This window comes from Colwellia sp. BRX8-5, assembly GCF_014077325.1.
Classification (GTDB): domain Bacteria; phylum Pseudomonadota; class Gammaproteobacteria; order Enterobacterales; family Alteromonadaceae; genus Colwellia_A.
Map to the genome: position 1 here is coordinate 1 of NZ_JACGVR010000056.1, position 8,028 is coordinate 8,028.

Annotated in this window: 5 protein-coding genes; 2 read left to right on the plus strand and 3 right to left on the minus strand. The window is 38.9% G+C overall.

Features of this window, described 5'->3' with window-relative positions; all coding sequences use genetic code 11:
* Positions 1–58: 58 nt before the first annotated feature.
* Complete coding sequence (locus tag H4J62_RS19655; protein ID WP_182230917.1) at positions 59–949, minus strand: TonB-dependent siderophore receptor; 891 nt, start codon at positions 947–949, stop codon at positions 59–61.
* A 362-nt stretch (positions 950–1,311) separates the two neighbouring features.
* Between H4J62_RS19655 and H4J62_RS19660 the strand changes: the two genes are divergently transcribed.
* Together H4J62_RS19660 and H4J62_RS19665 are read left to right on the plus strand one after the other, a co-directional pair.
* On the plus strand, positions 1,312–1,620 hold the full coding sequence (locus tag H4J62_RS19660) for a hypothetical protein (protein WP_182217222.1): 309 nt from the start codon (positions 1,312–1,314) through the stop codon (positions 1,618–1,620).
* Between the two features lie 321 nt (positions 1,621–1,941).
* Complete coding sequence (locus H4J62_RS19665) at positions 1,942–4,008, plus strand: S8 family serine peptidase (RefSeq protein WP_182217220.1); 2,067 nt, start codon at positions 1,942–1,944, stop codon at positions 4,006–4,008.
* 432 nt (positions 4,009–4,440) lie between these two features.
* Here the strand turns inward: H4J62_RS19665 and H4J62_RS19670 are convergent, their stop codons facing one another.
* Together H4J62_RS19670 and H4J62_RS19675 are read right to left on the minus strand one after the other, a co-directional pair.
* Positions 4,441–4,998, minus strand: a complete 558-nt coding sequence (locus tag H4J62_RS19670) for a PEP-CTERM sorting domain-containing protein (protein WP_182217218.1) — start codon at positions 4,996–4,998, stop codon at positions 4,441–4,443.
* Positions 4,999–5,064: 66 nt separating this feature from the next.
* On the minus strand, positions 5,065–8,028 hold a 2,964-nt coding region (locus tag H4J62_RS19675), incomplete at its 5' end, for an ExeM/NucH family extracellular endonuclease (RefSeq protein WP_182231374.1).

An 8,028-nucleotide genomic window follows, 5' to 3' on the forward strand; every position in this document is an offset into this window, starting at 1 on the left:
TCTGTCGGCAATGCTTCCGCTGATACAATTCGCAAATACATTAAAGAACAAGGATAGTTTATCGATTCATCCCCGCGACTTTCGCTTCGCTCGGATCACGGGGTTTTCTCGACAGGTTCGATAAATATCCCTTATGCTCTCTTTGTGTCGCGATGCTTAAAGGGGTTGGTTCGTCAGTATCATTGGTCATTGAGTCGAACGTTTGAAAGTTGATATTAAAACTATAATAGCGAAAGCGTGCTAGCACAGAGGTCATTTCTTCTGTTATAACAATATGATCAAAATCTGGTGTACCCTTTGGAAATGAAGGGGGTTGCGGCGTACCCTCGAAGTAACTGGTAAAACCGTTATCTTTTTGAGACTCAACCCCTAGTGAAAAATGAGAGTCATCATCAAAAGCGTGAAAGTAATAACCGCCAACATTGAGTTTTTGATTAGAGTCATAATTTACGGCTAGGCTGTTGCCCGCTTTTTGTTTAGTGACAATTTTAATAACACCTGCAGAAGCATTGGTACCATAATAAATAGCACCAGGTCCCCTTATAACTTCGACATGGCTAATAGCCTCGATGGGAATACCTAAGAGCGGTATTTCAGAATGTGATGGCATCCAATAAGGAACATCATCGACTATGAAGAGAATTTTTTGGTTAAAGGCTTCGACTATACCTCTGATCATTACGGGCGTGCCCCCTGCTCGGTTTTCTTGGAGAACAAAGCCAGGGATAAACGACAACATATCTTTTAGGCTTTTAATACCCATCAAGGTTAAATCATTTTGATCATAGCGGGAAACTATTGCAGGAGTTTGAATAATCCGTTCAGAAGTATAAGAAGCAACATCAACCCTCACGTTTAACAGCTCTGCTAGTGATAATTCAAAAATAGATTGTTGTTCCAAACTTGTTTCAGCAGAGCTTATGCCAGTAAATATAAATAATGATATCAAGCCAACTCGTTGACAAAAATTAATGACTAAAGCCGGACCGCTTAACCGTATTACCATCTAAAGTATCTCTACGTTTACTTTAAAGTTTAGAGGGTTTCCCTAAAAAAACCAAACTGATTAGGGTATATATCACCCAAATAAAGCGGTTCACCCTAGTGAAAAGCATAAAGTGAAACCAATGATTTAATTGAAAATTACCACGCTAGCTTATGGTATGCCCCATGTAGGATATTAGCACCAGGTTAATAAAAATATGGCTAAGTGATTTTATCAATCTCAGCTAGGGGTTCTTCCGGATTATAGCGTCAAACTAAATAGTACACAGTAGATTGGTGGTATAAAACGTTAAAAGAAATAAAGTCATGAGAAATAAAATTGCTGTTATGATTATTAGTGTATTGATTATAAAAATAATTAATACCAATACAGGTGTATTTATTAGTTCAACATCACAATTTTCGTTACTCCCTTTAATTCAACAGGCTAAAGCATTTAACTCTGGAATTTATCAAATAGATGACGGGCCAACTATTGATTTTATAGCGAAACGTAAAAAACCCTATAAGAATAGGAAAAATAAATATACCAAGCGATGTCCAAATAAAAAAAGTAGCTGTGTTCATTTATCAACTAAGAAATCAAATCGACAACAAGGTAATAAAACAGCTTAACGATTAAACTCATAGTTTTTGAACATTTCCATAAGTAGTCTCCTGCATTTATTCATTCGACAAACCTCACTATTAACTCAATGAATTATTATGACTTTCATTAAGTTACGGGTATTAATTTTATCAAGCCTGACTGATATATAAGTCAGCATTATTATTTCATCACTCCCCTTTAAGCCAGTTAAAATAATTGCTAAGTAGTTTTATCACATTGTCCTAGGGGTTCTTCCCGATTATAACGCTCAAAAAAATTATGCACAGTAGCTAAGTTAATGAAAGAAAACTCATTCAAAATTATAATCATTCAAAAGGTATAAGAAAATGAAAAAGACACTTTTGGCACTATCGGTTAGTGTACTTGCAGCGACCACATTTAATGTTAATGCTGATGCGCTTATTGGCTCGAAATTACAAACGTTGTTACCCACTTTAGTTCAAAGTACTAAAGTGATTGTTTCAACTCACCATTACAATGAACTCGACAATGTTATGACCGCTTTAAACGTTCCTTATTTAGCGTTAAAAGTATTACCTATGGCAGGCACTTCTTTAACTCGGAGCCAAATCAATAGCTTAGCTAAAGATTCACGGGTTAAGAGTATTTATTTTGATGCGCCTTTAGAATATTACAACTATAACTCTGGCGAAATTACCAGTGGTCATCTAGTACATGACGATTATGGTGTTTATGGTGAAGGTTCAACGATTGCAGTACTAGATTCAGGTGTTGATGCAACACACCCTGATTTATTACTCGGTGAAAAAACTATCCAAAATGTTAAAATTGCTGGTGATCTTGATTTTGCTGGTGGTAAAAACTTATTTTTAGAAGGTGTGCCAAATTCGGATACGAGTTCAGGACACGGTACACATGTTGGCGGCACTGTTGCCGGTAGCGGTGAAGCATCAAGAGATGATGAACGTAGAAGTTTTTACCAGGCAGGCATCGCCCCTAAAGCAACTTTGGTGGGTCTAGGCGCTGGTGAAGCAATTTCAATTCTTTATGCTATTGCTGGCTTTGATTATGCAATCGCTAATAGCGAACGTTATAGCATAGATGTAATAACTAACAGTTGGGGTGGAGGTGACGGCGCAAGCTTTGATCCAAATAATCCAACCAATCAAGCTTCTTATCAAGCTTACAAAAAAGGCATCGTAGTGACTTTTGCCGCTTCTAATAGTGGTCCAGATGACAACACCCTTAATCAATATGCAATTGCCCCATGGGTTATTAACGTTGCTGCTGGCACAACAGACCGTCAATTAGCTGATTTTTCAAGCCGAGGCGTTGAAGGTGACTGGATTAAAACACCTGATATTACTGCGCCAGGTAGCGCGATTGTATCAACACGAGCACTTAACACGCCATTGGGCGCTGCAGGTCCTATTATCGACCCTGCACATCCAGAATATCACCTGTACTACGCAAGTATGAGTGGTACGTCAATGGCGACACCATTTGTTGCGGGTGTGGTCGGTTTATTGTTGGAAGTGAATCCACTTTTATCACCGGATCAAGTTGAACAAATTTTAAAAGACAGCGCAGATGAAATGCCGGGTTATAAAGTTCATCAAGTGGGTGCGGGTCATATTAACGTAAAAGCGGCTGTAGATTTGGCCAGAGTTACTATCGGTGAAAGAGCAGACTTTATCAACGGACAAACTGGCTGGTCAAGCCAAGGCGTTTGGTCTGAAGTTTCTGAAACTGATAACAATATTAATTATAAAAAACGCTGGGCTGTAAAAAATAGTACCTTATCGTCAGATGGCACCTTTAAGCAAACACGACGTAGAAACGCGCAAATTAGCTTTGATTTCATTGGTGATAGTGTTCAATTAAAATATATAACTAATAATAGAAAAGGTCATGCCGAATTATTTCTTGATGGTAAAAGCCAAGGTTTATTAGATTATTATTCACCTCAACGTCAAGTTAAAACCGTTGCATTTAGAGATTTATCTACCGATAGCGTTCATAGCATAAGTCTTAAACGCGTTAACGGTACAGTTTCATTTGACGGTATTTTACTCGACGGTCAATTAGTCGACTCAGCTGCAGTCATTATAAAAACAGACAGTAACTTTGCCGGTTCAGTTGGCCCATCATATGAAAATATGGAAGTGTCAGACCATGATATACAGCTGACAGACAACGTTTCTATGCTTAATGCTGTGTTAACTTGGTCAGGTGTTGCAGATTTAGACTTTGACTTGCTTAACGAAGCCGGTGAAGTTGTCGCTAACAGCGCCTCTTTAGATAACCCAGAAGAAATTAACTTTCGCCCAACTAGCGGCGGAATTTATACGCTTCGCGTTAATGGTTATATTTCAGTAGCTACTGACTATACGATTGCAGTAACAACATCAAAACTTGAAACTAATGATTAATTATTTAGTTTAAGTATTAAGCCGCTAGATAAACCTAGCGGCTTTTTTTATGGCTAATTTTTATTTATTTTCTCTATTTTGTTCAACCTAATCAGTAATCATCAATACTACTTTCTGGTTTAGCGTTTCTTGCGCAAATAAGACAGTAGAGTCACTACCTTTAACGATCACTAAAGCCAAAAAAACGATACTTTATAATGCACTAGATGAGTATCAAAAAGGTTTATTAACACCAACGTAAAGATGAATGTTAACAATTAATAGCGTAATACCATCGGTGTCCAATAAAGCGATCGTTAATACTTATAATTTTATCATAATATCAACTGACAAAAATTTCCGGATTTTTATCACTAACACTAATTAAATAACGGATAAAAAAAGCGCTAATCATGACGATTAGCGCTTTTATAATCAAAGATTAAACCTAAATTAAGATTTTTTCTTTAAAGACCTCGTCATTAATCCCATCAGCCCTAACGCAAATATTGCTAATGTAGACGGCTCAGGAACATCGGTTACTGATGCTGATACTCGACCCAATACATCAGCGTTAACAGGCGTTGCTACAGCGAAAAAATCTAATGGGTCACTCAAGGTAAATTCATTTACCACTAGAGAAAAATCGGTCGTCCCTGCTCCTATTGCCTGCAATGTGAACTTTCCTAATAAAAAATCACCACTTGATGGAGTAAAATTAACAAATCCAATAGCTACGCCACTTCCAACTTGATTAAACTCCATTATAAAAGGACGTGAAAGTTCGGTTGTAAACGTAGAGGGTAAAAAACTAAAGACACTTGTATCAAAATCAACATTTAAAGAAAATACATCAAATTCATCAAAACCCGTGGCATTTAAGGTAATTTCCATCATTTCGCCAACCAAAACATCACTTTGGTCTGCTGAAAGAGTAATTAGTCCGGCGTTAGCGTTTCCACCAAACGTTGCACACAAGATTAACGTTGCTACTATTAATAACTTCTTCATTTTACTACCTTTTAATTTAATTTAATTTTGTTTGTTTTATTGTTTGTCTGTTTTAAGCAATTTAGTCTAATTAGCCGCACAGCGAGTGCGAGTACATAAACTCATCATAACGCGAACATCCATCATAGATACGGCCCCATCATTATTGAGGTCAAACGCTAAATCGATCGTTTGTCCAAACTGTATTGCACGCATCAAACCGCGTAAATCATTGATATCAATATCGCCATCTCCATCAAAATCGCCTTGGATTGCTGCAGGTGTAAAATCGAATGCAACGATAACAGGGTCATGGTCAGACATTCTGTAAGCATTATTGTCATATACGCTAACTAACTGATCAGCCGTCTTATCCGGATGGCTAAAACCAGAGCCACAAAGTTCAGTGTTGTAATCAAGAACACAAGGTTCATCTGCATTAATATGCCATTCTGTTGTATCAACCACTTTGGTTAATAGACTACTGCTCGCTAGGGCATGATCTAGGTAACCCACTTCACCACCAAAGAGGTACGAATAGGCTTGTTCGCCTGCAAATTGATTAATGAGGTTAGTGTAACCGTTACTTGTAAATGCTCTGATTGGATCTTCCATTGCATAAGCGTTCAAATCACCCATCACTAGCACATCTTCCTGCAGACTCAATGTCGCATCAGTCGCTAACCAATTCATCAGTTCGTTGGCCTGTGCTACCCTTTTTGCATTGAAACAGGCTTGTCCATCGTTCTGATCTTGGTCTGCACCTGAAGCACTGCTACAACCCCCTTTAGATTTAAAGTGGTTAACAACAACAGTTATAGCTGAACCGTTATTGTTTAGCGTAAATATTTGAGCTAACGGAGGACGATTAAATATGCCGTTGTTATTTAACATGGCATTACCCGACGCTGAAACACTGCTAGGTTTATAAAGAAGCGCAACTGCAATCGCATCGGTGCCAATGGTTCCGCCCGTGTTAATAAATGCATAGGTCTCTGCACCCAAAACGGCATTAATACGCGCAACTAATTGAGCTAATGTACTGTTGGCGTCTACTCCGTCATTTTCGATTTCCATTAAACCAATAACGTCGGCATCAATAGCGACAATTGCAGCCACTGTTTTAGCAAATTGACGCTCTAACTCTTCAGCGGTATCTGCGCCCCTTGCTGTTGGGAAACCTCCACCTTGACCATCACCATTAAATAGATTTAAAACGTTCAAGCTAGCTATTTTAAGGTTAGATGGCGACAGTTCCGGTTGGGCGAGTCTGATGTTGTCATTTACAAACGTAGGAGCTACTACTGGAATTATTCTGTAATTACTGAAACTATAATCAATTATTCCAGTTAACTCAGTAACTAAGTCGCCAATGCGTAAGCTGTTGTCAGCCGATAAGCCTCCAGTAGGGAAGATTATTTGCTCAGGATATGAGCCATTAACACCATCGTCTAAAGTAATTCGGTTCAAGGAGTTTTCATTCGCAAGTGCTACAGCTTCAGCCGAACCAGGCAAATGTATGTTAGTTGGCACAAACAATCTACTGCTGGATAACGTAACTTCGCCAAATTTGGCTAGGTTATAATTATCGCTAACGGTAAGTGAATCGGCGTTACTAACCAACATTCCTTCTAATGCTTCAGGTTGTTCAACAGAAGTAAAAGGCAAGGATAAGGTCGTAGTAGATACACTACCCGTTCCACAAATAATAAGATCTTGTGCTGGCGATAATTGCGTTCGCCCGAAAAATTCTGAAACATTACCAGCAACACGGACTAGATCACCATTTGATGGTGTAATTGTATTGGCCGTATTAAAGACAAACAGTCCTTCTGAAGTTAACGGATCCGCATCAACATCTGTATCGCTTTCTTGTATAAAGAACCCGTCAAGTGCTGGTAACACTGATGTTACGATAGCTTCAACGACAAGGTTTTGGCCTACTAAAGGTGAAACATCAGCATTGCCTTGGATATCATGGATAAACGTCGATGGGTCTGAACACTGACCTATTAGCATTGGTGTACCATCACCATCGCCGCCGCCAGTATCACCACCAGAACCAAAAGTTTGATTTGTATTTACATTATTGAATGTATTAGCATTGGCATCTTCCCAAGTAAAATCAACTGAACTGTAACCCGTTCCGCCAAGCTGTAAAGAAAGACCAGCAAGAGTATTACTTGTTTCTGAAACGCCTATGTCCGTGCTAATCATTCCGCTTGCGGGACCATTAGTAGCGGTAAGTGAGCCTTCATAACTTAAAAATTCAATGACAGTTCCGTCGTTATCAATCAGAGCAATGCCGTCAGGAGAACCATTCTGGATGCCGCTGATGTCAAATGACATGGTTCCAAATCCAGCTTGTTGATTAGTAAACACACCAGACAAATCAACTGTTTTGTATGTAGTTCCGTTTGAACCGTTGTAAAGCACTAAACTCAAACCTGATAAGTCGGTTCCTGCAGGACCGGCAACTTCAATCGCTTCTCCAGTATCACCGCCGACGTTGTCATAGTGAATTTCATTAATAAAGACACTACCCGCCAAAAACGTTTGATTGGTATTTACATTGTTAAATGTATTTTCAGCTGCGGCTTGCCAAGTAAAGTCTGCGGAAGTAAAACCTATACCCGCTAACTGAAGAGAAAAACCAACCACTGTGCTACTTACTTCTGAAACACCAATATCTGTACTAGTCATGCCAGTAGCAGGACCATTGGTAGCAGTTAACGAACCTTCATAACTTATGAATTCTAGAACACTGCCATCACTATCAATAAGCGCTATACCATCTGGTGCGCCATTCTGCATACCTGCAATGTCAAATGACAAGGTACCAAAACCATTCTGTTGGTCTGCCAATACGCCAGCTAATACTTCTGTTTTGTACGTTGTTCCGTTTGAACCATTGTACAGAACCAAACTCATACCGGTTAAATCAGTTCCAGCAGGACCTGCTATTTCAATCGATTCACCAATATCACCGCCGGCGTTGTCATAGTGAATTTCATTAATAAATATATTTGATGTACTGCCGCCAGTATTTCC

Coding starts and splice junctions, on each gene's coding strand:
- H4J62_RS19670 (WP_182217218.1), bottom strand. CDS start 4,998: ATGAAGAAGTTATTAATAGTAGCAACGTTAATCTTGTGTGCAACGTTT.
- H4J62_RS19665 (WP_182217220.1), top strand. CDS start 1,942: ATGAAAAAGACACTTTTGGCACTATCGGTTAGTGTACTTGCAGCGACC.
- H4J62_RS19660 (WP_182217222.1), top strand. CDS start 1,312: ATGAGAAATAAAATTGCTGTTATGATTATTAGTGTATTGATTATAAAA.